The 25,978-nt window shown below is 71.9% G+C and carries 23 protein-coding genes and 1 pseudogene; 13 read left to right on the top strand and 11 right to left on the bottom strand.

Annotation, left to right across the window (positions count from 1 at the left end; translation table 11 throughout):
- Window positions 1-45: 45 nt before the first annotated feature.
- Window positions 46-450, bottom strand: a complete 405-nt coding sequence (locus ACBR40_RS09580) for a hypothetical protein (protein WP_371248392.1) — start codon at window positions 448-450, stop codon at window positions 46-48.
- Window positions 451-704: 254 nt separating this feature from the next.
- On the opposite strand from ACBR40_RS09580, the gene ACBR40_RS09575 reads away from it, so the two are divergent.
- Window positions 705-2,918: a GH92 family glycosyl hydrolase gene (locus ACBR40_RS09575; RefSeq protein WP_371248391.1), complete on the top strand. Its 2,214-nt coding sequence runs from the start codon at window positions 705-707 to the stop codon at window positions 2,916-2,918.
- Window positions 2,919-2,929: 11 nt separating this feature from the next.
- Entirely contained in the window at window positions 2,930-4,201 is a 1,272-nt protein-coding gene (locus ACBR40_RS09570) for a glycosyltransferase (RefSeq protein ID WP_364460209.1), read from the top strand.
- Window positions 4,202-4,268: 67 nt separating this feature from the next.
- On the opposite strand, the gene ACBR40_RS09565 is transcribed toward ACBR40_RS09570, so the two are convergent.
- On the bottom strand, window positions 4,269-5,237 hold the full coding sequence (locus ACBR40_RS09565) for a PRC and DUF2382 domain-containing protein (RefSeq protein ID WP_344207003.1): 969 nt from the start codon (window positions 5,235-5,237) through the stop codon (window positions 4,269-4,271).
- 158 nt (window positions 5,238-5,395) lie between these two features.
- On the bottom strand, window positions 5,396-5,674 hold the full coding sequence (locus tag ACBR40_RS09560; protein ID WP_344207004.1) for a WGxxGxxG family protein: 279 nt from the start codon (window positions 5,672-5,674) through the stop codon (window positions 5,396-5,398).
- A 314-nt stretch (window positions 5,675-5,988) separates the two neighbouring features.
- Here ACBR40_RS09560 and ACBR40_RS09555 point away from each other — a divergent pair, with 314 nt between their 5' ends.
- From ACBR40_RS09555 to ACBR40_RS09540, 4 genes are all read left to right on the top strand, one after another.
- The gene (locus ACBR40_RS09555; protein WP_177240487.1) at window positions 5,989-6,153 is read left to right on the top strand and encodes a hypothetical protein; all 165 of its coding nucleotides are present in this window, start codon (window positions 5,989-5,991) and stop codon (window positions 6,151-6,153) included.
- A gap of 47 nt (window positions 6,154-6,200) precedes the next feature.
- A complete protein-coding gene (locus ACBR40_RS09550) occupies window positions 6,201-6,536 on the top strand; it encodes a chorismate mutase (protein ID WP_364460218.1) in 336 nt (111 codons plus the stop codon).
- Window positions 6,537-6,656: 120 nt separating this feature from the next.
- Window positions 6,657-7,070, top strand: a complete 414-nt coding sequence (locus tag ACBR40_RS09545) for a peptidase inhibitor family I36 protein (RefSeq protein ID WP_344207006.1) — start codon at window positions 6,657-6,659, stop codon at window positions 7,068-7,070.
- Window positions 7,071-7,190: 120 nt separating this feature from the next.
- Window positions 7,191-7,616: a nuclear transport factor 2 family protein gene (locus tag ACBR40_RS09540; RefSeq protein WP_371248390.1), complete on the top strand. Its 426-nt coding sequence runs from the start codon at window positions 7,191-7,193 to the stop codon at window positions 7,614-7,616.
- 22 nt (window positions 7,617-7,638) lie between these two features.
- Here ACBR40_RS09540 and ACBR40_RS09535 read toward each other — a convergent pair whose 3' ends face one another.
- Window positions 7,639-8,112, bottom strand: coding sequence for a proteasome activator (locus tag ACBR40_RS09535; RefSeq protein ID WP_344207008.1), 474 nt, complete (start codon window positions 8,110-8,112; stop codon window positions 7,639-7,641).
- Window positions 8,113-8,185: 73 nt separating this feature from the next.
- Window positions 8,186-9,418 (bottom strand): FAD-dependent monooxygenase, encoded by a 1,233-nt coding sequence (locus ACBR40_RS09530; RefSeq protein ID WP_371248389.1) that lies wholly within the window; start codon window positions 9,416-9,418, stop codon window positions 8,186-8,188.
- A 273-nt stretch (window positions 9,419-9,691) separates the two neighbouring features.
- Between ACBR40_RS09530 and ACBR40_RS09525 the strand changes: the two genes are divergently transcribed.
- Complete coding sequence (locus ACBR40_RS09525) at window positions 9,692-10,078, top strand: hypothetical protein (protein WP_344207010.1); 387 nt, start codon at window positions 9,692-9,694, stop codon at window positions 10,076-10,078.
- Window positions 10,079-10,148: 70 nt separating this feature from the next.
- On the opposite strand, the gene ACBR40_RS09520 is transcribed toward ACBR40_RS09525, so the two are convergent.
- A complete protein-coding gene (locus ACBR40_RS09520) occupies window positions 10,149-10,997 on the bottom strand; it encodes an SAM-dependent methyltransferase (RefSeq protein ID WP_371248388.1) in 849 nt (282 codons plus the stop codon).
- 588 nt (window positions 10,998-11,585) lie between these two features.
- Between ACBR40_RS09520 and ACBR40_RS09515 the strand changes: the two genes are divergently transcribed.
- Window positions 11,586-12,839 carry a low temperature requirement protein A gene (locus ACBR40_RS09515; RefSeq protein WP_371248387.1) on the top strand — a complete coding sequence of 418 codons (1,254 nt, stop codon included), beginning with the start codon at window positions 11,586-11,588 and terminating at the stop codon, window positions 12,837-12,839.
- Window positions 12,840-12,881: 42 nt separating this feature from the next.
- On the opposite strand, the gene ACBR40_RS09510 is transcribed toward ACBR40_RS09515, so the two are convergent.
- The 4 genes and pseudogenes from ACBR40_RS09510 to ACBR40_RS09495 form a co-directional block, all read right to left on the bottom strand.
- Complete coding sequence (locus ACBR40_RS09510; RefSeq protein WP_371248386.1) at window positions 12,882-13,814, bottom strand: diacylglycerol kinase family protein; 933 nt, start codon at window positions 13,812-13,814, stop codon at window positions 12,882-12,884.
- 54 nt (window positions 13,815-13,868) lie between these two features.
- A complete protein-coding gene (locus ACBR40_RS09505; protein ID WP_371248385.1) occupies window positions 13,869-15,002 on the bottom strand; it encodes a winged helix DNA-binding domain-containing protein in 1,134 nt (377 codons plus the stop codon).
- Between the two features lie 9 nt (window positions 15,003-15,011).
- On the bottom strand, window positions 15,012-16,127 hold the full coding sequence (locus ACBR40_RS09500; RefSeq protein ID WP_371248678.1) for an acyltransferase family protein: 1,116 nt from the start codon (window positions 16,125-16,127) through the stop codon (window positions 15,012-15,014).
- 54 nt (window positions 16,128-16,181) lie between these two features.
- Window positions 16,182-17,377, bottom strand: a pseudogene (locus ACBR40_RS09495) (RNA-guided endonuclease InsQ/TnpB family protein); the annotation flags it as partial.
- Between the two features lie 226 nt (window positions 17,378-17,603).
- Between ACBR40_RS09495 and ACBR40_RS09490 the strand changes: the two are divergent.
- From ACBR40_RS09490 to ACBR40_RS09470, 5 genes are all read left to right on the top strand, one after another.
- Complete coding sequence (locus tag ACBR40_RS09490) at window positions 17,604-19,082, top strand: glutamate--cysteine ligase (protein WP_371248384.1); 1,479 nt, start codon at window positions 17,604-17,606, stop codon at window positions 19,080-19,082.
- Window positions 19,083-19,102: 20 nt separating this feature from the next.
- Window positions 19,103-20,890 (top strand): N-acetylglutaminylglutamine amidotransferase, encoded by a 1,788-nt coding sequence (locus tag ACBR40_RS09485; RefSeq protein ID WP_344207016.1) that lies wholly within the window; start codon window positions 19,103-19,105, stop codon window positions 20,888-20,890.
- Window positions 20,891-20,898: 8 nt separating this feature from the next.
- The gene (locus ACBR40_RS09480; protein ID WP_344207017.1) at window positions 20,899-22,740 is read left to right on the top strand and encodes a prolyl oligopeptidase family serine peptidase; all 1,842 of its coding nucleotides are present in this window, start codon (window positions 20,899-20,901) and stop codon (window positions 22,738-22,740) included.
- Between the two features lie 72 nt (window positions 22,741-22,812).
- Window positions 22,813-24,525 carry a cytochrome c oxidase subunit I gene (gene ctaD / locus ACBR40_RS09475; RefSeq protein ID WP_344207018.1) on the top strand — a complete coding sequence of 571 codons (1,713 nt, stop codon included), beginning with the start codon at window positions 22,813-22,815 and terminating at the stop codon, window positions 24,523-24,525.
- On the top strand, window positions 24,522-24,851 hold the full coding sequence (locus ACBR40_RS09470; RefSeq protein WP_371248383.1) for a DUF3040 domain-containing protein: 330 nt from the start codon (window positions 24,522-24,524) through the stop codon (window positions 24,849-24,851). The genes ctaD and ACBR40_RS09470 overlap by 4 nt, the downstream gene beginning before the upstream one ends.
- Here ACBR40_RS09470 and ACBR40_RS09465 read toward each other — a convergent pair.
- Window positions 24,779-25,954 (bottom strand): acyl-CoA dehydrogenase family protein, encoded by a 1,176-nt coding sequence (locus ACBR40_RS09465; RefSeq protein WP_344207020.1) that lies wholly within the window; start codon window positions 25,952-25,954, stop codon window positions 24,779-24,781. The genes ACBR40_RS09470 and ACBR40_RS09465 overlap by 73 nt on opposite strands.
- Window positions 25,955-25,978 lie beyond the last annotated feature (24 nt).

Below are 25,978 nucleotides of genomic sequence, written 5' to 3'. Positions count from 1 at the left end.
CAACAACAAACCAAAACAGCCCCAACGCAGGGCAAAGCGGGCTCCCTACCAGAGCACCCAGGGGCTCTCCAGACCGCCGCCGAACGTGCTGGTGCCGGTCCGCCGCCAGCGCTGGCGTACGTCCAGCTTCGCGCCGCCGGACTGGGCCTTGACCTGGAACGGCCCGCACGTCGCCACCCCGCCGGCGGTCGCGGGGGAGACGCCGGTGCAGATGAACGGCTCCGAGGCGTTGGTCTCCGCGTCCGTGTCGTAGAGCTGGACATGGATGTCGGAGCCGGCGGCGTTCGCGCCGCGGACCCGGCCCCGCAGGTGGAAGACGCCGTCGACCAGGGCCACGCACGGCGACATCTCGACGCCGTCCGCCGTCCGCCCCCAGGAGCGGCATTTCCACTGGGGGGACGTGTCGGGCCGGCTGGGCGGCTCGGCGTCTTCCACGGGGTCCTCGGTCACGGGCGGCGAGTGGACGGAGCGGGGGGTGCGTACGGCCTCGGTGGGCGGGTCGGTCGTGGGGCGCTGGGCGGAGGCGGTCCGGCGCCGATCTCGTCGAGCAGCGTGTAGCGGCTGCCCAGGGATGACTCCGGCCTGTCCTGCCCCATCAGTTTGATCCCCCTGTGCCGTGCGCTGAAGATCAAACTATAAGGATTTCACCTTGGCGAAACCTTAAGCGAACAGCGAACGGGTACATTGCCGCCATCCTCACGAACATGGACCCCTTCATCGGCACAGCGGCCACCGACCTGCCTCCCGCACGCGGTCTCGCCGCCACTTGGTGGTGGCCGAAGCCGCAGGTCGGCAACACGCACCCGGGTGCGACCTCGCCGCTCGGCATGGTTTCCGCCTGCGCCTACTCGGGCGCCTACCCCACGGGCTACGGCCGCTACGCCAAGAACACCGAGGGCGTGCCCGAGGAGATGTTCGAGCGGCTGCAGGCGTCCGGATTCACCCACTTCCAGCAGTCCGGCACCGGCGCGATCCGCAAGTACTACAACTACGTCCGGGTCACCCCGATGGTGCAGCCGCTCGACGACCTCAACGAGTCCTGGCCGCTGCACGACGAGGTGGCCGAGGCGGGCTACTACGCCGCCACCCTCGACACGGGCATCCGCTGCGAGCTGACCGTGGGCACCAAGGTCGCCGTGCACCGCTACACCTTCCCCGAGCACTCCAGCGCCCGCGTGGTGATCGACCTGTCCTGCGGCGGCCTCGGCATCGACCTCGGCCGTACGGTGCCGGTCCGGGCGCAGGCCGAGAGCATGGGGCTCGGCCGGGCGCAGGGCACGGTGGTGATGGAGGGCGTCCCGCTGTCGGTCTACCTGGAGGTGGACAGCCCCGGCTGGCGGCAGATGCTCTGGTACGACCGCCGCCTCATCCACGGCGGCACCCGCCTCGACTTCGACAGCATCCGGCAGACCACGCTGCGCCCGTTCGGCATGCTCTTCATGGGCCCGGCGCGGGCGGGGCAGACGGTCGAGGTGCGGCTCGGGTTCTCGCTGCGCGGCTGCGAGCAGGCCCGCGCCAACCTCGAACGCGAGTGCGGCCAGTCGAGCTCCGCCTTCGACACCGTGCGCCTGCGCACCCGCGCCCGCTGGGGCGACCATCTCGGCCGCGTCCAGGTCGAGGGCGGCACGCCCGCCCGCCGTACGGTCTTCGGCACCGCGCTCTACCACGCGCTGATCAAGCCGTGCTTCGGCGACGACGAGAGCCCGTTCTGGCCGACCCCCGGGCCGTTCGCGTTCGACGTGTGCACCATGTGGGACATCTACAAGACCCAGCTCCCGCTGCTGTCCGCCATCGTCCCCGAGCGGGCCAACGACCTGCTGGAGTCGCTGATCCGGGTCTGCGAGGAGGAGGGCAACTTCCCGATCGGCTACCGCATGGCCCGCGGCGCCGACCGGTTCTTCCGCCAGGCGAGCGCGCTCGTCCACACGGCGCTGGCCGACGCCCACGCGCTCGGCCGCACCGCGCTCGACTGGAACTGGGCGCTCGTGCACATGGTCGGCGACCTGCGCCGCATGTACGGCGAGGACTTCTTCGAGCACGGCGTGGTGCACCCCATCACCCACACCCTCGACCTGGCCTACGCCCACCACTGCACCGCCAAGGTCGCCCGCGCCCTCAACGACCGCCGGCTGGCCGACGACCTGGAGCGGCGCGGCAGCCAGTGGACCAACGCCTTCGACCCCGGCACGGGCCTGCTGCGCGACTCGGAGTTCTACGAGGGCGGCAAGTGGAACTACTCCTTCCGCCTGCTGCACGACATGGCCGCCAGGATCGACCTGGCCGGCGGCGACAAGGAGTTCATCGACAAGCTCGACCGCTTCTTCGGCTACGGGGCGCGGCCGGTGCGGCAGCCGGGCCGGCGCCCGGACCCCGCGGAGATGGCGGCGGGATACGCGCTCAACCGGTTCGAGGGACTGAACAACGAGCCCGACATGGAGGCGCCCTGGGCCTACCACTACGCGGGCCGCCCCGACCGCACCGCCGAGGTGGTGCACGCGGCGCTCACCTGGCAGTTCGGCACCGGGCCCGGCGGCCTGCCGGGCAACGACGACTCGGGCGGCCTGAGTTCCTGGTACGTGTGGGCGTCGCTGGGCCTGTTCCCGGTCGCCGGGCAGAGCCTGTTCCTGGTCAACGCGCCCGCCTTCGAACGTGCCGTGCTCCGCACCGGCGACGGCGAGTTCGTCGTCGAGACCAGCGGCCACCGCGAGACCCCGATCGGCGTGGACGGCCCGGAGGGCCACCCGCCCCCGCAGTACGTGCAGTCGGCGACGCTCGACGGCAAGCCTCTGCACGCGACGCACCTGGACGCCGTCACCGTGCACCGCGGCGGCGTCCTCCACCTCCGGCTCGGACCGGAGCCGTCGGCGTGGGGCCGGGAGCTCCGGCCCCCGTCTCTTTCCGATCCACCCGCGACATAGGAGGTAGCGCGATGCTCCCCCCACATCGCCGTCTCGTCATCGTGGTCAGGGCCGACCCGGTCATCTGCGGTCACTCGGGCGAAGCGCGCAATCTCGCCGAGGTGGCGCTGACCCGCGGGTTCACCGACGTACGGTTGCTGACGTGGCCGATCCCCGCGCTGCAGGCGGCAGGGCTGCCGCTCAAGCCGCTGGACCGGCTGCTGCCGTACAGCCCCGGCATCACCGTGGAGCGGCCGGGACCGGTCGGCGACTACCGGGTGCCGGACGGGCGCCATCAGGCCGGACTCACCGGGCGGCTGGTCGAGCTGCTGGCCGAGCCGGTGCCGACCGTCTGCCTGTCGATGTACCTCGCGCCGCACACCTCGGTCGTCGTGGACGCGGTCGCGGCGGCCCGCGCCGCCGGTTACGCGCCCGACGTCCACACGGTCGCCAAGGCGGTCGGCTCCGACGTCACCAACGTGATCCGCTCGTGCCTGCGCGAGGGCCGGTTCGGCGCGGCGACCGTGCTGTTCACCACGTTCCTCGCCAACGACGAGGTCGTCGCGGTCTCCGACTACACCAGGGACGAGATCATCGCCTCGGCCGAGCAGGTGGACGCGCACTGCGGCACCGACTTCGCCGAGCAGTGCCGGCGGCGGGTGACCGTCAGCTACCCGCCGATCGACTCCACGGCCTTCCTCGGCCTCGACCGGGCGGAGGTGGACGCCGCGCTCGCCCGCCGCGGGCTGGACCGCGACGGTTACGTGCTGTTCCTCTCGCGGGTGACCCGCGCCAAGGGCATCTACGAGCTGGTGACGGCCTTCGCGCGGACCCGCTGCCGCTCGCGGGTGAAGCTGGTCGTCGCGGGCACGGGCCCGGCGCTGGCCGAGGTCAGGGCGCTGGCCGCGGCGGACGAGCGGGTGGTCTTCCTCGACGACGTGGACGACCGGGAGAAGGCGCTGCTCATGAACGGGTGCGCGGCCTACGCGCTGCCCACCAAGCCCGAGCCCGACTTCGTGGAGACCTTCGGCATCGCCCTGGCCGAGAAGATGCTGGCCGGCGGCGGGCCGATCATCACCACCACGACGGGCGGCGCGCCGGAGGCGGTCGGCGACACCGCCGTCATCGTCCGGCCCGGCGACGTCCCGAGCCTGGTGGCGGCCCTGGACCGGGTGGTGCTGGACCTGTCGGCCGCCGAGCGGCACGACATGGAGATGCGGGCCCGCGCCCGCGCGCTGCGCTTCGACCGGGCGGCGGTGTTCGACGACCTCTTCCCGCCGACGCCGGCGATCGAGGTCGCCTGACGCTCCTGCGACGGGCGGGCCTCGCGTCCGTGCGAGGCCCGCTTGCCGTCGGCGGGCGGGTGAGCGCCTACAGCGGCGGCCGGCGGTCGCCCGGCTTGGTGCCGTGGGTCGTGTCGTCCTCGTCGATCTCCACGTGCTCCTTGCGGACCTGTCCGCCCACCGTCTTCTCCTGCTCGACGGACTGCTTGTGCGCGTGGATGTGCTCCACGGGCCGGGTCTCCTTGCCGATGACCGCGCGCTCCTCGTGCAGGGTCATGGTCTGCTCGTCCTCGCCGATGTCGTACGAGCCCGTGACCGCCTCGCCCTCGCGGATCGGCTCGCGCTCGATCACCACCTCCTCGTGGCTGAGCGGTACGGTCTCCTGCACGTTCTCGGTCTCGACGTACTTGCGCAGCCGCACCCGGCCGCTCTCCACGGTCTCCTTGCCGATGCGGAGACGCTCCTCGGACATGGTCATGTCGATGTCGGAGTCGGCCGTGTCCCCCGTGCGGCCCATCTCCGTCTTCGCTTCCATGCCGCTGGTCCCGGTCCCGGTCGTCTCGTGTTCGCGGCGTACGCGCTCCATGTCGCCCATGTCCTCGCGGGCGCCCGTCGTGCCGGCGGTGGGCTTGGTCGGCATGGTGGGCGTGGCGGTGGGCCCGGCGGTGGGTGTGGCCGGGCCGGGGACGGGTCCGGGGCGGGCCTCGCCGGTGGGCGAGGTGCTGCGCTGCTGCGGGACGGCCGGCGGCTGGAGGCCGTAGTGCCGGTAGAGCCGCGCCTCCTCCTCGATGGTCAGATGGCCGTCCACGTCGATGTTGGGTGCGTCCTTGATCTTCTCCTTGTCGAAGGGGACGCGGATCTCGTCCCCGCTGCGGTGGCAGCCGGCGAGGGGCACGAAGGTCTCCTTCATGCCGAACATCCCCGTCCGTACGGTGACCCACTCCGGGTCGCCGGTGCGGTCGTTGAGGTACACCTGGCCTACCTGGCCGATGGACTGCCCGTCCGACCCCACGAGGTGGCAGTCGAACAGGTGCCGGATCTCTGTTTGCAGTGCCACGACGATTTCCCCCGTTTGCTCGTGTGATTCAGGAGGGACGTACCCGCAATCCTCACAAAACACCGCAATTCGGACATATGGCACAGTCAAGGTTGGACCGGTCGCATGGAGAGGGGCCCGTCGCGTACGGCGGGCCCCGGGGCGAGAACGTCGGCGTGCTACCGGCGCATGTTGCGATTGCCGACGTGCTCGGCGGTGCCGACGTCGTGGTGTTCACGGCGTCGCATGCCGGCGAAGCCCAGAAGTCCGAGCAGGCCCAGCAGGCCCCACAGACCGGCATTGCCGCCGCCGTCGTTGCTCTGCCTGTTGTTGTCCTGCGGCGCAGGAGTGACCTGACTGTGCGCCACGGGCGCGACCGGCGTCTCGGCCGTGGCCGCGGCGGCCGGGGCGAGCGTCAGGAAGAACGCCAGTCCCAGTCCGGTGAGTGTCTTGCGCATTGGGTTCCCCCGATCCGGCGGCCCCGCGATTGCCGAGACCGCCTGTTCTGCCTCCCTTGAAGGAAGGCCCCAAGCGGGGCGATCTCTGTCTCCCCCTGCTCATCAGGTCCCATACCGTCACGAATCTGTCTCAAACGCCTTCTACTCTCGGGCGGAGGGCCCCGGCAAGAGGGCTCCGACCGGCTTACTCGCCGGAGTGACCTGCGTCTCTCCCTAGCACGTAAGGTTTCAGATCTCTTCCTTCGGGCAGTAGCACGAAGTCAACACATCCGACTGAGCCCCCCGGCTCCGACCCCTTCTGCCTGGAGACGATCATGCCTTCGACCGCAACTCCCGCCGATCCTGCCGGATCCCGCATGTTCTGCTCTGGTGACCCGTCCAACCTGGCCGGCAACGCCCACTGGTGGAACGAGTTCGGTGAGGACGGCAGGGGCACGCTCTACCGGTGCGAAGTGTGCGGGGTGACCGACCTGGGGTGAGGTGCCCGATGTGAGTAGCCTGCCGGATTGATGGCAGGCTGTCCCGCATGGAAAACTCCCAGCCCCTCCCGGAGGAGGCCGTCCTCGAGGAGCTCCAGCGGCTCCGCTCCAGCATCGACAACCTCGACGCCGCCCTTGTGCACCTGCTGGCGGAGCGGTTCAAGTGCACGCAGGAGGTCGGCCGGCTCAAGGCGGAGCACCGGCTGCCGCCGGCGGATCCCGAACGCGAGGCGCGGCAGATCCGCCGGCTGCGCGGCCTGGCCGAGGAGTCGAAGCTCGATCCGGTCTTCGCCGAGCGGTTTCTGAACTTCATCATCGCCGAGGTCGTGCGCCACCACGAGCTGATCGCCAGCAGCATGTCGGAGAGCCGCGCGCGGAACTGACGAACGCCCAGGCAGTGGCCGGTGGGCACGGAACCCCGCTCGAGTCAAGACTTTCTTGACGAAGATCGGCGAGGTATGTTCGGCCCACCGGCGAAAGAAACTTTCATCCGAAGAGGTGAAATGGGCAAGAAGTTACACCCGCTGCTGACTCTGCCGATCGTGGCGCTCGCGCTGCCCCTCATGTCCGCCCCGGCGCAGGCCGCCACCGGCTACGACCGTTGCCATGAGGGCTATTACTGCCTGTTCAGCGGCCTCGACGGCACGGGCGACATCGTCGAGCTGAACACCAACGTCCCCGACCTGGCGGTCTACGGCATGGCCGACCGCGCCAAGTCCGACTGGAACCGCACCGACTCCGTCATCCACCTCTACTCCGAGGCCAACTGGGGCGGCTGCACCGCGGCGACCGGGCCACGCGGGAAGGGCAACTTCTACAGCACCTACCGCGACTTCTTCAACGGGGTCCGCATCGGCGGCCCGAACGGCCCCTCCTGCGGGATCTCGGACGAGTTCCGCGTCAAGTCGCACCTCTGACCTCACCGCTCCGCGCTCTCAGGCGGCGTCCGGCACTGCCGGGCGCCGCCCTTTTTGCGTCACCGATCCGTATGGTGTACGGTACGGCGTACGGCAAGCACGAGCACAAGGGAGTCGCGCATGTATCAGCCGAGCGCCGAAGAGCTGAAGAGCATCGAGGAATGGTTCGCCGAGTACGACGCCCTGGCCGAGCAGGGCGAGCTCGACAAGCTGGCCGACCTGGGCGTCTTCCCCATGAACGTGGCCACCGACGTGCCCGGCGGCCACGCCGCGGTCCGGCAGTGGACGCGCGAGGAGTACCTGGAGACGATGAAGGAGGCGATGGGCGGCGGCACGGCCGGGCTGGACCTCCGCTCGCGGCGGACCCCGCACTTCCTGAGCCCGAACCTCGTGGTCGTCGAGACGCGGGCCACCATGACCGTCGAGGGTCAGGAGCAGGAGATGCACTACGCCGACCTGCTGGTGCGCACCGAGGACGGCTGGGCCTTCCAGACGATGATCCAGGGCGGCTGGGGCTACGGCTGGCCCGCCGCGAGGCGCGGCTGAGCCCGTCCTGTGAGCCCGGGCCTCACAGGTACGGGCCCGTGCCGCGCGGCCGGTCCGGCAGTGCGTGGCCCTGACCCTCGGGCCGCGCCGGCCGGGCGCCGGCCTGCTGGAGCGCCAGCCCGGCCTTGATGCCCTGGAAGACGCCGTCCAGCCAGCCCACGAGCTGGCCCTGCATGATGCGCAGCTCCGCCTGGCTCGGCAGGCCGGGCGGCTCCTCGGGCATCAGGCGTTCGAGCTCCTCACGCAGCTCGGGCGCCACCGAGTCGCCGATCTCCTCGATGGCCCGCAGGTGGATGTGCCTGAGCTGGTCGCGGGCGCGCTCGTCCAGGGTCGTGTCCTGGGCCTCGTCCAGCAGCATGCGCACCATGTCGCTCATGCGCAGCAGCCGGGCCGGCTCGGTGACGCGGGCGATCTCCCGTTCCGCCGCGGTGGCCTGCGGCGACACCGCCGGGGGGCCGTGCTCTCCAGGGCGGGGCGGGCCGGGTGTCGATGTCATGAGCCGTCCTCCGGGGTGCTGTTCGCGCGTGCGATCTCGGTTCCTCACCCCCTGCCCACGAACGGCGGCCTGATTACCCGCCCTCCGTGGGCTGCGGGCGGCAGCACTCGCAGGTCGGGACCCGGCCGAGCTTCGCGGCCACCCAGTCCGTCCCCATCTGCACGCCCTCCACCGCGCGGCCGACGTGGTAGTAGAGCCTCGGCGGCACCCGCCCGAGCAGCGTGCCGTGCCGCTGGCCGAGCAGCGCGACGAACTGGTGCGGCGGAAGGGCGGCGTAGCGGGGCAGGTTCTCGTACCAGCGGGCGCTGTTGCGGGCCGAGCGCTGGGTGGGCCGGATGGAAGGGATGCGCTTGCGCGAGTAGAGGGCGAGCGCGGCCTGCGGGTCGGGCTCCTGGTGCAGCGCGTCGGCCAGGAAGGCGGCGTCACCCAGCGCGAGCGCGGTGCCCGCGCCGATGGAGTAGTGGGTGGTGTGCGCCGCGTCGCCCAGCAGGGCCAGGTTGCCGCGGTGCCAGCGGCGGTTGGTGAGAGTGCGGAACCTGAGCCAGTGGGCGCTGCCGTCGGGCTGCTCGCGGCCGATCAGCGGATGCCCGTCCAGGACGCCGGCGAACAGCTTCTCCAGCACCGCCAGGCTGTCGGCCTCGCTCGCCCCGTCGAGGCCGAGGCCCGTCCAGGTCGCGGGCGCGCACTCGATCACGCAGGTGCTGTGCTCGTCGCCGTACGGGTAGCCGTAGCACCAGATCCAGCCGTGCGCGGTCTCCACGAACGAGAAGACGAACGAGTCGAAGATCCTCGTCGTGCCGAGCCACATGTAGACGTTGCGGCCGACGGCGAACTCCGAGCCGAAGTGCTCGGCGTGCGGCTCGCGCATTCTGCTGTTGATCCCGTCGCCCGCCACGACCACGTCCATGCCGGCCAGCTCGGGCGCGTCGGGGCCGCTGATCTCGTGCTCGTACGCGATCCGCACGCCGAGCTCGCCCGCGCGCCGGCCGAGGATGTCCAGCAGGGTGCGGCGGCCGATGCCGAAGCCGTCGTCGCTGTGCTCCATCGTGAGCGTCGCACGCTCCTGGAGCTCGACCACCCAGCTGTCCCAGTGGACGGAGTTCTCCCTGATGGCCTGGGCGGACTGCGGGTCGAGGGCGTACAGGTTCTGCAGGAGCTGCACCCAGTACGTCACGCCCCAGCCGTAGGTCGAGCCGGCCGGGTTCCGCTCGTAGACCGTGATCTCGTGGGACGCGTTCATCCGCTTCATGAGGATCGAGAAGTACAGGCTGGCGGGCCCACCGCCGACGCAGGCGACCTTCATCATCGAGCTCCCATTACACACATTGTGGCCGGTATGTAGCAGAAAGTAGCAGGTCGGTTACAGGGAGAGGTCTGCTCTCATAGAGCCCCAGGTCATGACCTCGCCACGGGGTCGTAGAGGGCCCGCGCAGACGTTCGAAGCCCGCCAGAAGTTCACGAGGCCCGTGCCAAAAAATCTTTGGCGCGGCACTCCGGGGTGGCTCGCGCCGCAGGCAGGCCGGTGAAATTACGTTCTGTCGTGGCTCCTATCCGTGAGTTACCCAAAGGGGGAAACCGAATGCTTCGTCGTGCTCTGGCGGGCTGCCTCGCCCTTGCGGCCGCCGGTCTCGTCACCGCCGCCGGCTCCGCAGCACACGCCGACATCAAGGCGCCGAACGCCCGCGCCGGGGCGATCGTGGACTCGTACGGCGCCGTGATCGACGGCAAGAACGTCATCCGCTCGTGGCGCCCGAGCGAAGGCAGCTACTGCGTGCAGATCGCGCCCCCCATCGACACGAGGGACGCGCTGATCCTGCTCACGTCGCGGACCGAGGGGCGGGTGCCGTCCATCGCCTACCGCTTCCCGTCGCAGCAGTGCGACAACCACCCCAACACCGTCGCGGTGCGTGTCCTCTCCACCGCGGGCAAGTCCGCGAACGGCGGCTTCGACCTGCTCATCCCCTGACGTCGGTCAGGCCGTGACGGCCGCGCGCCCCACCCGGGGCGCGCGGCCGCGCCGTTTCCGCCGGGGCTCGTCAGGGGATGTGGGCCACGGCTCCGTAGTTGCCCGAGGCGGCGGGCTGGTCGGCGCAGGCGGCGTCGTCCCCCGGGACCGGGTCGCCCGCGTGCCACTCGGGCACCCAGACCAGGCCCGGGTCCACCAGGTCCAGGCCGTCCAGCAGGGCCTCGACCTCCTCCTTCGTACGGATGGCGAGACGCGGGAGCGTCATGGCGAGCATGTCGCGGACGGCGGGAAGCAGCTCCTGGGGGACGGCGTCGAACGTGGTGTGCGCCAGGGCGAGGAAGCTGCCCGCCGGAGCCGTGTGGCGCAGGCGCTTGATGACGTAGTGGGCGTACTCCTCGTCGTCGAGGCTCTGCGCGGACAGCAGCAGGACCGCTATGGGCCGGTCCCAGTCGAGGAAGGTCTGGACGACCCGGTCGCCGAGCATCTCGTCGATCTCGTGGGCGTCGCCGTCCACGACCCGTACGAGGTCGGAGAAGGGCTCGATGGTGGCCTGGGCCATGGTGACGACCATCGGGTTGTTCTCGACGTACACGGTCCGGACGGCGGAGCTGGGGGAGGCCTGGCGGGCGAGGTCGTGCAGGCGGCGGCCGGGCGGGAGGCCGCTGGGCACGCCGCTTCCGATGATCATGAATTGGTCGACGCCCTCGTGGGCGGCCAGATGGCGGATGACGCGGGAGAGGAATTCCAGGACGGCACGGGCGGCGGTGGTGACGACGGGAGCGGCTTGCTCGAAATGGCGCACCATGTCCTTGTCCGACTGGAAGTTGTTCTTCCCGCCGGCCGCGGCGTCGAAAAGACGCGTCATGCGCGCCTGCGTCGTTTCGAGCTTGGCCAGGTTTCGGACAGCCCTTTGGTGCATGAGCGTTGCCCCTTTCCCTCGCCGCCACCCGTCCGGGGTAGGCGATCTCCGGACCTCACTCGATGACTCTGACCATATGTTCCAACAATTCCAGTCAATCGCAATGCGGTAGACCGGTTATTTCGGGAAATGTTTGTGACCAGAATCGCGGCGACAGGGGTTGGCGGGGGTTGTTTGATCAAGAAATGGTGTCGCATTTCTGCACGTAGGTGGCGGTTTGCCGGAACGGGAAGAAGGGGGTCGGCGGGCCGCTGAATGATCGAATTCGGGGGCTGTTCCGGGGTTGTGATATTTCGGGCTTATGGGCTGAGTGAGGTTTGTGGGGTTGAGGGGCCCGCGTGTGGTTTCACGTCGGCGGCCTCGGCGGTCAACCCGCCGTGTCCGGAACGGACGGCCGCGGGCCGCCGGCCGCCGCCGCGACGGCAGGGGCGGGCGGGAGCTGGCACGGACGTCGCGCGGCGCGGGACGAGGGGATGGCGAACCCTTACAGATCGCGGAAAACAGGGTGATCGTGGAGACGTCCCCCTATAACCGCCTATAACCTTCCCGTCGGCAATCGATCCGGGAAGGAAATGGGGGTGGCCGGCCATGGCCGAGCAGGGGGACCCGCGGCGCGGGCCGAGGTTATCGAGCGTGACCGGCCAGGCGGGGGAAAGCCACCGGACGACGGCCTTCGAGCTCTTCTTCGACCTGGTCTTCGTGTTCGCGGCGACCCGGGTCACCGTCCTCATGGCGGGCGAGCACAGCGTGCACGGGCTGTTCCAAGGGCTGCTGCTGCTCGCGCTGCTGTGGTGGACGTGGGAGGGCTACACCTGGCTCGGCAACCAGGCACGCGCCGACGACGGCGTGGTACGCGGCGGCATGGCGGTGGCGAGCGCCGCGGTGATCGTCATGGCGCTGACGGTCCCGGAGGCGTGGCGCGACGCGCCCGGCGGGCTGGACGGGCCGCTCGTGCTCGTGGGCGCGTACGTGCTGGTGCGGGCCACGCACCTCACCGTGCAGTTCGCCGTGGACGGGGCCGTCGTGGGGGCGGCGGCGGGAGCCGGGGCGGTGGCCGGGGGCGGCGAAGGGGCGCGCCGCCGGCTCGGGCTTTCCTGGGCGACGTTGCTGGCGGTCGTGCCGCTGCTGGTGGCGGGGGCGCTGCTCGGCGGGTGGGCGCAGACGGCGCTGTTCGCCGGGGCGCTCGCCGTCGACCGGGCAGGGACGCACCTGGCCGCGCGCCGCGGCGGCCTGTGGATCGGCGACGCGGCGCGGTGGAGCGAACGGCACGGGCTGTTCGTGCTGCTCGCCATCGGCGAGTCGGCCGCGATCGCCGGCGTGGGGGTCGCGGAACGGGCGGTGAGCGTCCCGCTGCTGGCCGGGGGCGTGCTCGGGATCGCGGTGGCCGTGTGCCTGTGGTGGCTGTACTTCGACGTGGTCGCGCCGGCGGCCGAGCACCGGCTGGTGCGCGCGCTCGGCGTGATCCGCGTCAAGATGGTCGTGGAGGGCTACACCTACGGGCACTTCCCCATCGTGGCCGGCGTCATCGTGACCGGGCTCGGCGTCCAGGGCGTGCTGGCCCACGCGGACGAGGGCGTGGCGCTCGGCGGCTTCAACGCCTCCGTCCTGTACGGCGGCGCCGCACTCTACCTCGGCGGGCACGTGCTGTTCGGCGGCCTGATGCACGGCGTGCTCAGCCTGCCGCGGCTGCTCGCCATCGGCGCGCTGCTGGCCGGGCTGCCGGTGGCGATCGCGCTGCCGCCGCTGGCCGCGCTGGCGGGGCTGACGCTCGTCCTGGTCGTGCTGGTCGCCGTGGAGACCACCCGCTTCGCCGAGCAGCGCCGCGACCTCCGGGAAGCCTGAGCGGACCGGGCCGCGCGGTCAGGAACACGGGCAGGAACGCGGTCAGGAACGCGGCGCGACGATCCGCCAGGCGGCCGGGCGGAGGGTCCAGGAGCGGCGCGGAGCGGGCGGGAACAGCTCGCCGTCGGCGTTGGCGGGCACCGGCTCGCCCTCGACCACGACCGCGCGTCCCCGGAACGTCGCCACGTCGTCCCGCTCGGGGTGCCGGCCGAGCCGCAGCAGCACCCCGTACGCCAGCCGCCCCCACGGCGAGACCGCGTAGGAGACGATCACGTCGGCGAGGCCGTCGTCGGGGCGCGCCTCGGGGGCCAGGGGAGTGCCGCCGCCGATCGAGGCGCCGTTGCCGACGCCCACCATGAGGACCCGCCGCCGCCCGTCGGCGACCAGCTCGCCGTCCACGCGCACCCGGAGCCGCCAGCCCTTGCTGCGCACGCCCGCGAGCAGCGCGCCGGCGGCGTACGCGGCCCGGCGCAGGACCGGCTTGAGCGGCGTCGCCCGCCGGCTGGCCTCCGCACCGACGCCGACGTGCACGGCATTGATCACGATCCCCCCGCTCCCGCCGGCCGCGTCCCCGGCGCGTCCGTTCTCGCCGGGCGGGTCCTCGACGAGCAGGTCCAGTGGGCGGGGCGTGCCGTCCAGGACGACGCGGGCGGCTTCCTCCGGGTCCAGGGGGATGCCGAGCGTGCGGGCCAGGTCGTTGCCGGTGCCCACCGGGATCAGGCCCACCGGGCGGCGCTCCAGCTCGCCGCGGGCCAGCAGCGCCGCCACCACCCGGTGCAGGGTGCCGTCGCCGCCGAGCACCACGGGCTCGCGGTCGGGGTGTTCGGCGAGCGCCCGATCCAGGTCGTCCGGCCGTTCCAGGGCGCGGAAGACCACGTCCGCCCCGCCCCCGAGCACGCCGAGCACCGCCCGGCGGGTCGCCTCGTCGTCCCCGCCCGCGGCCGAGTTGCCCATCGCCAGCAGCCTGCGCGCCATCCCACTCCTCCCAGGGACCGCCCCGGTGCCCCGCCACGGGCGGGCCAAACGCGGTCAGGCCGGCAGGATGCGTACCTCGGCCGCCGGAAGGGCGCCCCACCAGCGGGCGTAACTCAGGTACACGCGCGGGTCGCGGCCGGCCAGCAGCGCCAGCAGCTCCCTGGCCTCGGCGGCGAGCCCGTCCCACGTCGTCTCGGGCAGCGGGTGGAAGGCGGACGCCTCGATGCCGCCCTCCGCCGGCCGCCACACCCCGGCCACCTGGCCGTCCACCAGCAGCGTGGGCAGGACGTCGCCGTTGGCGCGGATGACCAGCTTGCGGTACGCGGGCGGGATGACGCGGGCCCGGTCGGCGTGGGCGAGCAGCAGGTTGTCCCACATGGCCATGAGCCGGGGCGGGGCGGGCGTGTCCCCGCCGGGCCGCGGCGCTCCCGGCACGTCGAACAGCTCGGTGCCGTCCGGCCCCTCCAGGCGCTCCAGCCGGTCGGACAGCGCCTGGAGGGCCGCGCGCGCCCGTGGCCGGTGGACCAGCGCGAACTGGGCCACGTCCAGCACCGAAGCGGGCCCGAACGCCTCCAGATAGCGCAGGGTGAGCTCCCGCAGGCAGTCGTCCTCGTCCCCGGGGACGGAGCCTGGCCGGGCGGCCAGGTACGCGGGCCGCGGCCCGAACGACCACGCCCCTCCGGTCGGCGCGTGCCGCAGCGGCGCGATCGAGCGCATCACCCGCAGCACGCCCTTCGGCGACAGGGGCGCGCGCTCGGCGATCCACGCCTCGATCTCGGCGCCCGTACGCGGCCGGTCGGCGGCGAAGGCCAGCAGGTCAGGCACGAGAGCGTCGGCCTCGGCGGGCGTGAGGCCGGTCTCGGCGAAGCGCCGGTCGCCGAGCCGCGAGCCCCGCAATGTCCGCCGCATGGCGAGGTGCATGGCCGGATGGTCGTCGGCGTGCACCACGTGCAGGGTGATCCGCATGAGCGTGGCCTTCACCAGCGAGCCGTCGGCGAACGCCGCGTCCAGCGCGGCCGGGTCGAACCCGGCGAGCCGGTTCCAGAGCGCGAGGTAGGGCGAGGCGGGCTGCTGCGCCTGCAGCCCCACCAGGCGGCGGACGGCGGGGGCGACGTCCAGCGCCTCCCGGCGCAGCAGGAACTGCCGGGCCAGGGTGGCGCGGTTGAGATCGCGGAGGGTCAGGGGCATGGGGACAATCTAGGCGTTCTGCGGCCGGCGCAGCCGCCGTCCCAGCCGCTGCGCCGGCGCCTCGATCAGGCGGTACGTCACCCCGCTCAACGGGACGAGCACGAGGTAGTACACCCAGATGTCGGGCGCGAGGTGCAGCAGGAGCGGATGCAGCAGGTAGAGCGAGAAGCTGACCACGCCGAGCCAGGTCAGCCAGCGCGGGAAGGCCCGCCCGCGCAGCGCGAACGCCAGCCCGAACACGGCGAAGGCCAGCACGAGCGCCGGCGCCCAGCCGGGGTCGTCCTTGGCCGCGATCCCGCAGCCGAGCACGGCCGCCACGGCGACGGCCGCCGCGCGCCACGGGATCTCGCCGCGTTCGGCCCGGTACACGGCGGTGCCCGCGAACATGGCGGCCAGGATGATCACGCCCTGCCAGGTGCCGCCCCGGCTGCCGGCGACCACCAGCGCGAGGCCGAGCAGGCCGCCCGTGACGGCGGCCGCCGTACGGGCCCGGCCGCCCGCCAGCGCGGTCACCACGACGGCGGCCACCACGGCGAGGCAGAGCAGCGCGGCGAGCAGGTCGCCACGGCCGATCACGGCGCGCGGCATTAAGAGCCCTAACGGCACGGCGGCGACCGCCAGGGCCACGGAGATCCCCGCTGACCTGCGGGCCCGGCCGGTCACGTAGAGGGCCACGCTGATGAGGTAGAACGCCATCTCGTACGACAGCGTCCAGGTCACGGACACGACGGCGGGCAGGTTGAGCAGCTCCTGGAGCATCGCCACGTTGCCGAGCGCGACGAGGGGGAGCGGGCGGGAGCCGAGCCCGGAGGAGAGCGGGACCAGCCCGGCGGCGGCCAGCAGGAGCGCCGCGCAGCAGGCGGTGAGCAGGAGCGGGAGGAGGCGGAAGGCACGGCCGGTCCAGAAGCCGCGTACGTCGCCGCGCCGCTCCAGCGAGGCGGGGATGATGTAGCCGCTCACCAGGAAGAACACGAACACCCCCCACGTGCCCAGATCGACGCGCGCGTCGACGACGGCGTAGAGGGCGGGGACGAAGGTCCAGCCGCCGTGGTGCGCGGTGACGGCCAGCGCCGCCGGCCCCCGGAGGGCGTCCAGCCAGGCCAGCCGGGCAGGGGGCAAGGACATTCGTCGGAGTCTAGGCCTTGACATCCTCCCCCTCGTTAACGAGGGGGTTCCGATCGTCGCCGCTCGGTCTTCCTGCTTCACCGCCGATCGCCCGCCCGAGAGGAGTCTCGTTGAGGTCTTACACCAGCTCCACAGGCGTTTCAGCTCTCCGCCAGCCCGGCGGCGAGCAGCATGTTCCCGGCTGCGTTCACCTCCCGGTCATGGACCGCGCCACACGCACAGACCCACACCCGGACGCTCAACGGCATCTCTTCCCGCAGGGTCCCGCAGACCGAGCACAACTTGGAGGAGGGAAAGAAGCGGTCCACGACCGCCAGCGTGCGGCGGTACCAGTCCGTCTTGTACTCCAGCATGGACCGCAGTTCCCGCCAGCCGGCATCGGAGATGGCACGGGCCAGGGCATGGTTCTTGAGCAGGTTGCGGACGGCCAGGTCCTCCACGGCGATCACTTGATTTTCGCGTACCAGCCGTGTGGTGACCTTGTGCAGGTAGTCCCGGCGCCGGTCGGCGACCCGGGCGTAGATCTTCGCCACGCGCAGCCGGGCCTTGGCCCGGTTGTTCGACCCCTTCTGTTTGCGGGCCAGCGCCCGCTGTGCCTTGGCCAGCCTGCGCCGCTCGCGACGCTCGTGACGCGGGTTGGCGATCTTCTCGCCGCACGACATCGTGAGCAGCGCGACAAGGCCGGCGTCCAGGCCCGTCGACCGCTCGACGGGCGGCAAGGGTGTGATCTTCTCCTCGACCAGGAGGGAGACGAACCAGCGCCCGGCCGGGTCCCGGCTCACGGTGACCGTGGACGGCTCGGCTCCCTCGGGCAGCGGGCGCGACCATACGATGTCCAGCGGCGCGCTCATCTTGGCCAGGGTGAGCCGGCCGTCGCGCCAGCGGAACGCCGAGCGGGTGTATTCGGCCGACGCCCGCGACCTCTTCTTGCTCTTGAACGTCGGGTACTTCGCGCGGCGGGCGAAGAAGTTCGCGAACGCCGCCTGCAGATGCCGCAGCGCCTGCTGCAACGGCACCGACGACACCTCACACAAGAACGCCAGCTCGGGCGTCTTCTTCCACGCGGTCAGCGTCGCCGACGACTCGGTGTAGGAGACGCCGCGGCCTTCCAGCTTGTAGGCGCGGGTCCGCTCTTCGAGTGCTTTGTTGTAGACCAGGCGCACGCAGCCGAACGTCCGGACAAGCTCTTCGGCCTGTTCGGGGGTCGGATAGAAGCGGTACTTGTAGGCCCGCTTCACCAGCTGCGCCACCTTTCGATTTTATGTGCGAGATCACTCGCGCACCGGCCGATTCCAAAAGACGACGGCGGTTCGCCTGACGGCGCACCGCCTGCTCCTGCCCTGCTGCGCAGGAGTCCGATTCCTCCCTCGCCTGAAGGCGGGGGTCTCCTCGGAGGCATCTGATTAAGGACGATGCTAAACCTGCGATTTATGGGGGAGTGTCACCCTTTAAGGCGCGATGTCGGGGGTGATGGCCGTGCCGAAGCCAGGAGAGCCCGTCAAAGTGGGGGTGGAGGAGGAGTTTCACGTCGTGGACCTGCGGACCCGCCACCTGGCGGCCCGGTCGGGACTGCTGCTGGAGGCGCTGCCCCCTGCCCGATTCACGCACGAGCTGCAGCGCTCGATGGTGGAGTCCAACAGCCTGCCCTTCCGTGGTCTGACCGACCTGGCCGGCGACCTGTGCGGCATGCGCGCCGCGCTGGTCCGCGAGGCGGAGGCGCTCGGCCTCGGCGTCGTGGCCGCGGGCAGCCCGCAGCTCGTGGACGAGGACCAGCTCAAGATCTTCCCCGACCCGCGCTACGAGCGGATGCTCATCGACTTCCAGGTGCTCACCCGCGAGCAGCTCATCTGCGGCATGCACGTGCATGCCGAGGTACGTGACCGGGAGCTGGCCGTGGCCGTCGCGCACCGGCTCGCGCCGTGGCTGCCGCCGCTGCTGGCGCTCAGCGCCAGCTCCCCGTTCTGGGACGCCGCCGACACCGGCTACGCCAGCTACCGCACCCTCGTGTGGCAGCGCTGGCCCACGACCGGCCCGATGGCGTCCTACGGCTCGGCGGCCGAGTACCAGCAGATGATCGACACGCTGATCCGCTCCGGGGTCATCGCCGACCCCGGGATGATCTACTTCGACATCCGGCCCTCCTGTCACCTGCCCACGGTCGAGCTGCGCATCTGCGACTCCTGCCCGCGGCTGTCGGACGTCGTGCTGATCGCCGGGCTGTTCCGCGCGCTGGTCGCCACCGAGCTGGAGGCGGCCCGCCGAGGGGACGGGCGCGAGGTGCGCCTGGAGGCGGTACGCGCGGCGACCTGGCAGGCGGCGCGCTCGGGGCTGGAGGGCGAGCTGGTCGATCCGGTGGAAGGGGTGCCGCGCCCTGCGGCCGAGGTGATCGCGCGCCTGCTAGACCGGGCACGCCCGCACCTCGTGGAAGCGGGCGACTGGGAGCTGGTCTCGGCCCTGGCCCGGCAGGCGTCGGCGCGCGGCAGCTCGGCGGCGCGGCAGCGGGCGGCCCACGCCCGGCGCGGCCGCCTTGAGGACGTCGTGGACCTCCTGCTCGCCGAAACCCGCTCCTGCGACTGGTCCCCAACCCCATCCGACCCCCGCCCCGACCATCGGCCCGACGCCCGGCCCGGCCCCGATCCCGAGCCTGAGCCTGATCACCGGCTCGACCCCGGACCCGAGCCCACCCCTGGGCCTGACCACCAGACCGTCCACCGGACCGACCCCCAGCCCGGCCACCAGACCGACCACCGAACCGACCCTCGGCCGGACCACCGAACCGACCCTCGGCCGGACCACCAGGCCGACCCTCGGCCGGACCACCAGCCCGGCCACCAGACCGAGCTGCGGACCGACTCCCACGCCGGCCCCCGGCCCGGCTCCCATTCCGATCCCCGGACCGACCCCCATACCGACCCCCATATCGACCCCAGGCCCGATCACCGGCCGGCGGTCTGACGACAAGGAGGACTTTCGTAATGTGCGGCCTGTGCGGTGAGATCCGCTTCGACGACGAGGAGGCGGACATCGCCGCGGTGGACCGGATGACGGAGGCGATGCACGACCGAGGGCCCGACGGCTCGGGGTTGTGGTCGCAGGGCCCGGTCGCGCTGGGCCACCGCCGCCTGAAGATCATCGACCTGTCGGACAAGGCGGCCCAGCCGATGGTGGACGGCGAGCTGGGGCTGACGGTGGTGTTCAACGGCTGCCTCTACAACTACGCCGAGCTCCGCGACGAGCTGCGCCGCGACGGCTACGACTTCTACTCCACCTCCGACACCGAGGTGCTGCTGAAGGCCTACCACCGATGGGGCACCGCCTGCGTCGAGCGCTTCAAGGGCATGTTCGCCTTCGCCGTCGCCGAGCGCGACACCGGCCGCGTGGTGCTGGGCCGCGACCGGCTCGGCATCAAGCCGATGTACCTGGCCGAGGACGGCCGCCGGCTGCGCTTCGCCTCCTCGCTGCCCGCCCTGCTGGCCGCCGGCGACGTGGACACCCGCGTCGACCCGGTGGCCCTGCACCACTACATGACCTTCCACGCGCTGGTGCCGGGCGAGCGTACGATCCTCGCCGGGGTGCGCAAGCTGCCCGCCGCGACCGTCCGCGTGGTCGAGCCGGACGGCACGAGCCGCGAGCACCGCTACTGGGACCCGCCCTACACCCGAGGCGCGCTGCCCGAGCACGCCGGCCTCGACGCCGACGAGTGGCGAGAGGCCGTCCTGGACGCGCTGCGCGCGGCGGTGCGCCGCCGCATGGTGGCCGACGTGCCGGTGGGCGTGCTGCTGTCCGGCGGCCTGGACTCCAGCCTCATCGTGGCGCTGCTGGCCGAGCAGGGGCAGGAGGGGCTGGCCACGTTCAGCATCGGCTTCGAGGCGGCGGGCGGCGAGAAGGGCGACGAGTTCGCCTACTCTGACCTGGTGGCCGAGCGCTTCGGCACCGCACACCACCGCATCCGCATCCCGGACGGCCGCCTCGTCGACGGCCTGGAGCGGGCGGTGCTGGCCATGAGCGAGCCGATGGTCAGCCACGACTGCGTCGCCTTCTACCTGCTGTCGGAGGAGGTCGCCCAGCACGTCAAGGTGGTGCAGTCGGGCCAGGGCGCCGACGAGGTGTTCGCCGGCTACCGCTGGTTCCCGCCGCTGGCGGACGTGCCGCGCGAGCGGGCCGCCGAGGTCTACGCCCGCGAGTTCTTCGACCGCCCGCACGGCGAGCTGGCCCGCGTCCTCGCGCCCGGCTATCTGCTGGACCACGACGCGAGCGGCGCGTTCGTCCGCGAGCACCTGGCCAGGCCGGGCGCCGACACCGCGCTCGACGCCGTGCTGCGCCTGGAGACCACCGCCATGCTGGTGGACGACCCGGTCAAACGGGTGGACAACATGACGATGGCGCACGGGCTGGAGGCCCGCACCCCGTTCCTGGACCACGAGCTGGTCGAGCTGGCCGCGGCCTGCCCCGCCGAGCTGAAGCTGGCGCACGGCGGCAAGGGCGTGCTCAAGGACGCCGCCCGCCGCCTGCTGCCCGCCGACGTCATCGACCGGCCCAAGGGCTACTTCCCGGTGCCGGCCATCCGGCACGTGGACGGACGTGTCCTGGACCTGGTACGCGACGCGCTGACCAGCCGGGCGGCCCGCGAGCGCGGCCTGTTCCGCCCCGACTACGTCGCCCGCCTGCTCGCCGACCCCGACGCCGACGGCACACCGACCGGCGTGAACCCGCTCTGGCAGCTCGGCCTGCTCGAAATGTGGCTGCAGGCCCACGGGGTATGAGGGGGCGCATGACGCCGGATCTGGGCGGGCTCGCCCACGTTCCCTCGCCTGCCAGTCTGACCGCGGAGAGCTGCCTCGCGCCGGCGCTGGCCCCCGACGACAGCGCCGTGGCCTATGTCAGCGACCGCGACGGCCATCCCAAGGTCTGGGTGCAGCCGTTGCGGGACGGGGCCGAGGCGTGGCCGGTGGACACCGGGCCGCAGCCGGTCGTGGACGTGAGCTGGGCGCCCACGGGCGGGCACCTGGCCGTGCTGGTCGCGCCGGGCGGCGGGGAGCACACGCAGGTGGAGGCCGTGCAGACGCACGGCGGCGACCTGCGCACGCTGGCGGCGCCGCCCGGCGGGTCGGCGTCGATGGTGCGCTGGACCGGGCGCGGTGAGACGCTGCTCGTCGCCGAGACCGCCGCCGACGGCGTGACCAGCGCCGTCCTGGTGGACGCCGTCACCGGCGGGCGCAGGCCGATCGCCGCCGGCCACCTGCTGTGGCCGGCCGCGGTGAGCCGCGACCATTCCAGGATGCTGCTGCGGCGCGGCCCGCGCGGCGCGCGCCGGATGTACGTGGCCGACCTCGCGAACGGCGTGGAGCAGCCGCTGCTGCCCGGCCTGACCGGCACCACCGACCTCGGCGTGCTGTCGCCGGACGGCCGCACCGCCTATCTGGTCACCGACGCCGGCCGTGACCGTGCCGCGCTGCTGGCCGCCCGGCGCGGCGCGCTGGCTCCGGCGGAGGTGCTGGCCGAGCGCGAGGACGCGGAGCTGGACCGGTTCGCGCTGAGCGCGGACGGCCGCCGGGCGCTGCTGGTCTGGAACCGGTACGGCCGCTCCGAGCTGGACCTCCTGGACCTGGGCCGGGGGGAGCTGCGGCCGTTGCCGCCGCCGCCCGCCGCCGTGGTCACCTCGGCCCGCCTCTCCTGGCACGGCACCCTGGCCGCGCTCGCCGCCGAGAGCCCGGAGGAGCCGTCCCATGTGCTGGTGTGCGACCTCGGCACGGGCCGCTACCGGCGGGTGGCGGGGGCCGGTCCGTTGCCGGCGGCGGCCGGGGCCGAGCCGGTACGCCTGCGCGCCCGCGACGGGCTGGAGCTGACCGCCTGGCTGTACCGGCCGCCGCACGTGACCGGGCCCGCTCCGTACGCGCTCTACCTGCACGGCGGCCCGGAGGACGAGGAGCGGCCGACGTTCAACCCGCTGTTCCAGAACCTGCTGGCCGCCGGGATCGGGGTGTTCGCCCCGAACGTGCGCGGCTCCGGCGGGCACGGCCGCGCCTTCCGCCGGGCGGACGACGGGGCGCTGCGCTTCCGGGCCATCGAGGACGTGGCCGACTGCGCGGCCGAGCTGGTCCGCCTGGGGCTGGCCGATCCCGGCCGGCTGGCCTGCATGGGCTGGTCGTACGGCGGCTATCTGACGCTGGCCGCGCTGGTCGCCCATCCCGGCCTCTTCCGTGCGGGCGTGGACGTGGCCGGCATCGCCGACTTCGAGACCTTCTACGCCCGCACCGAGCCGTGGATCGCCGAGGCCGCCTACAGCGAGTACGGCCACCCGGAAGCCGACCGCGACCTGCTGCGCGCCCTGTCGCCGCTGCGCGCGCTCGACCGGCTGGCCGCGCCGCTCCTGCTCGTGCACGGCGCCGCGGACACGAACGTGCCGCTGTACGAGGCCGAGCAGGTCCTCGCCGCGGCCCGCGCGCTGGGCCTGCCCTGCGAGGCGCTGTTCTTCGACGACGAGGGTCACGAGATCCGGCAGGTCGCCAATCGGATCAGTTTCGTGGCCAAAGTGGTGGACTGGCTCTCACATCAGCTCAGAACGGTCGAGTACCGCCCAACCGGTCGCAAGGACTTCGGTCGCGCTCGGTAATCAGGCGATTTCCGTCAGAAGCCACGGGTACCGGATGTTCGACCCGTGGCGCCCGCATGACGGAGAGTGGCGATGACGACGTACCGGCCTGGCGAGGAGCCGCTGACCTCACCGCTGGCGCCCGTGCGCCACCACCGCAAGGGCGCGGTGATCGTGTCGTGGCTGACGAGCACCGACCACAAGGTGATCGGCTACCTCTACCTCATCACGTCGTTCGCCTTCTTCACCCTGGCCGGGATCATGGCGCTGATCATCCGCGCCGAGCTGGCCCGGCCGGGCCTGCAGGTGGTGAGCCAGCAGGCGTACAACCAGCTCTTCACCCTGCACGGCACGGCGATGCTGCTGCTGTTCGCCACGCCGCTGTTCGCGGGCTTCGCGAACGTGATCATGCCGCTCCAGGTCGGCTCGCCGGACGTGGCCTTCCCCCGGCTGAACGCGGTCAGCTATTGGCTGTTCCTGTTCGGCGGACTGATCGTGTTCAGCGCCATCTTCACCAACTTCGGCTCGCCCGACTTCGGGTGGACCGGGTACACGCCGCTGTCGCGCGCCACCTACAGCCACGGCCAGGGCGGCGACCTGTGGGTGATGGGCCTGGCGTTGTCCGGTCTCGGCACGATCCTCGGCTCGGTGAACTTCTTCACCACCATCATCTGCATGCGCGCGCCGGGCCTGAGCATGTTCCGGATGCCGATCTTCACCTGGAACGTGCTGCTGACCAGCATGCTCGTGCTCATGGCGTTCCCGGTGCTGACGGCGGCGCTGCTCGCGCTGGAGGCCGACCGCAAGCTCGGCACGCACGTCTACGAGCCGGCCTACGGTGGGCCGATGCTCTGGCAGCACCTGTTCTGGTTCTTCGGCCATCCCGAGGTCTACATCATCGCGCTGCCGTTCTTCGGCATCATCACCGAGGTCATCCCGGTCTTCAGCCGCAAGCCGATCTTCGGCTACGTGGGGCTGGTGGGCGCGACCGTGGCCATCGCGGGGCTGTCGATGACGGTGTGGGCGCACCACATGTTCGCCACCGGGCAGGTGCTGCTGCCGTTCTTCTCGTTCATGACGTTCCTCATCGCGGTGCCGACAGGCGTGAAGTTCTTCAACTGGGTCGGCACGATGTGGCGCGGGCATCTGTCGTTCGAGACGCCGATGATGTTCGCGATCGGGTTCCTCATCACCTTCCTGCTCGGCGGGCTGACCGGGGTCATCCTCGGCTCGCCGCCGCTGGACTTCCACCTGACTGACTCCTACTTCGTCGTCGCGCACTTCCACTACGTGGTGTTCGGGACCGTGGTGTTCGCCATGTTCGCCGGGTTCTACTTCTGGTGGCCGAAGATGACCGGCAGGATGCTCAACGACCGCATCGGCAAGTGGCACTTCTGGCTGCTGTTCATCGGCTTCCACACCACGTTCCTGGTGCAGCACTGGATCGGTGTCCTGGGCATGCCGCGCCGCTACGCCGACTACAGCGCCGCCGACGGGTTCACCACGCTCAACGAGATCTCCTCCGTCGGCGCGTTCATCCTGGGCCTGTCGACGCTGCCGTTCCTCTACAACGTCTGGTGGACGGCCCGGCGCTCACCGCGCGTCACGGTGGACGACCCGTGGGGGTACGGCAACTCGCTGGAGTGGGCCACCTCCTGCCCGCCGCCCCGGCACAACTTCGTGAGCATGCCGATGATCCGCTCGGAGCGGCCGGCGTTCGACATGCACCACCCGCACACCTCCTACCGCCGCCACGAGGAGGACGAGCTGCCGGGCCCGGAGAGCGGCGCCGGCATCGAGCGGTGAGCCTGTCCGACCGCGAGCGGCGGCTGCTGGCGGAGATCGAGCGGGACCTGCGCTGCGGCGACCCCGGCTTCACGCGCCGGATCGACGCGCTGAACCGCCAGGGGCCGCAGCGCTACGCCTGCTACGTGAGCAACCGCCAGATGGTGGGCGTGCTGCTCGTCGTGGTCGTCCTGAGCCTGCTGTCGGCGGTGATCCTCGTGCTGACCGCTCCCACGAGCACCCCGCGCGGTGGCTCGGGGAGCGGCCGGGCCCATCACACGAAGGCGCTCAGCCCCGTCACCGCGCGGCCCACGATGAGGGTGTTGATCTCGCGGGTGCCCTCGTAGGAGTAGAGCGCCTCGGCGTCGGCCACGAAGCGGCCGATGTCGTAGTCGAGCACGATGCCGTTGCCCGCGAGCAGCTCACGCGCCCAGCCGACGACCTCCCGCATCCGCGTCGTGCAGTACGCCTTGGCCAGCGCCGAGTGCTCGTCGCGGTAGGTGCCGGCGTCCTGGAGCTGGGCCAGCCGCACCACCATGCCGAGCGAGGCCGTGGCGTTGCCGAGCATCCGCACCAGCAGGTCCTGCACGAGCTGGAACTTGCCGATCGGCCGGCCGAACTGCTCGCGCTCCTTCGCGTAGGCGAGGGCGATCTCGTACGCGGCCAGCATCACGCCGACCGCCTGCCAGGCCACCCCGCTGCGGGTACGGCGCAGGATGCCGGCCGTGTCGCGGAAGGAGTTGGCGCCCTCCAGCCGGTTCGCCTCGGGCACCCGGCAGCCGTCGAGCGTGATGTCGGCGTTCTGGACCGACCGCAGCGCCATCTTGTTCTCGATCTTGGTGGCGGTGAAGCCGGGCGTGCCCTTCTCCACCACGAAGCCCTTGACGTGCCCGTCGTCCGCGTCGCGGGCCCAGACCACGACGAGGTCGGCGAAGGTGGCGTTGCCGATCCACCGCTTGGCCCCGTCCAGCACCCACGTGTCGCCCTCCCGCCGGGCCGTGGTGCGCATGCCGCCGGACACGTCCGAGCCCCCGTCCGGCTCGGTCAGCGCGAACGCGCCGATCTGCTCCATCGCGCTCATCGCGGGCAGCCAGCGCGCCCGCTGCTCGGCCGAGCCGCAGGCGGCGATGCTGCCCATGGCGAGCCCCGTGTGCACGCCGTAGAAGGTGGCCATCGACGGGTCGGCGTGCGCCATCTCCATCGCGAGGAAGCCGCTGAGCAGGCTGCTCGGCTTCGGCCCCGGCAGCTCCTCGAAGGCGAGGCCGGCGATCCCGAGCGAGGCGTACTCCTTCACCAGGTGGGTGGGGAACTCCGCGCGGGCCCAGTAGTCGTTGGCGATGGGGACGACCTTCTCGCGCAGGAACTCCCGCACCCGCAGCAGCGTCTCGCGCTCCTCGCCGGCCAGCAGCTCCTCGAACGCGTAGAAGTCCCCCGTCAGCAGCTCCGCCATCTCCGCCCTTCCTCCTGTCGTCCG

The organism is Nonomuraea sp. AD125B (assembly GCF_041402765.1).
Classification (GTDB): Bacteria; Actinomycetota; Actinomycetes; order Streptosporangiales; family Streptosporangiaceae; genus Nonomuraea; species Nonomuraea bangladeshensis.
Note: the sequence above shows the minus strand (reverse complement) of the source record. Positions and strands in the feature narration are given on the sequence as shown.